Below are 290 nucleotides of genomic sequence, written 5' to 3' on the forward strand. Positions count from 1 at the left end.
GAGTGTGTGGTGTTTATTTAGCATACTGACATTATTTTTACCGGTTAATATTTTTGTAGCGTGCTTGTTCTCTATTAGTACTTTATTGGCTTTAACTTTTGCTACTACAAAATTAAAAGTAGCGATAGATGCAAAGCCTTTAAATTCAAAATGGGAGCTGCCAATAAAAATAGTGTTAGTAACTAGTTTTATTATGTTGGTTACCTTTATTTCTGAGCATATTGGCTCGGCATGGAGTGGGTTGCTTTCTACTTTTCCGGTTATTTTAGCGGTAATGGGCAGCATAGCGT

Annotated in this window: 1 pseudogene; it reads left to right on the top strand. The window is 35.2% G+C overall.

The features are described 5' to 3' along the window. Positions 1-290: pseudogene (locus AAEY62_RS21800) on the top strand (hypothetical protein); the annotation flags it as partial.

The sequence above is a fragment of the Pseudoalteromonas sp. GW168-MNA-CIBAN-0100 genome (assembly GCF_040309225.1).
GTDB lineage: Bacteria > Pseudomonadota > Gammaproteobacteria > Enterobacterales > Alteromonadaceae > Pseudoalteromonas > Pseudoalteromonas arctica.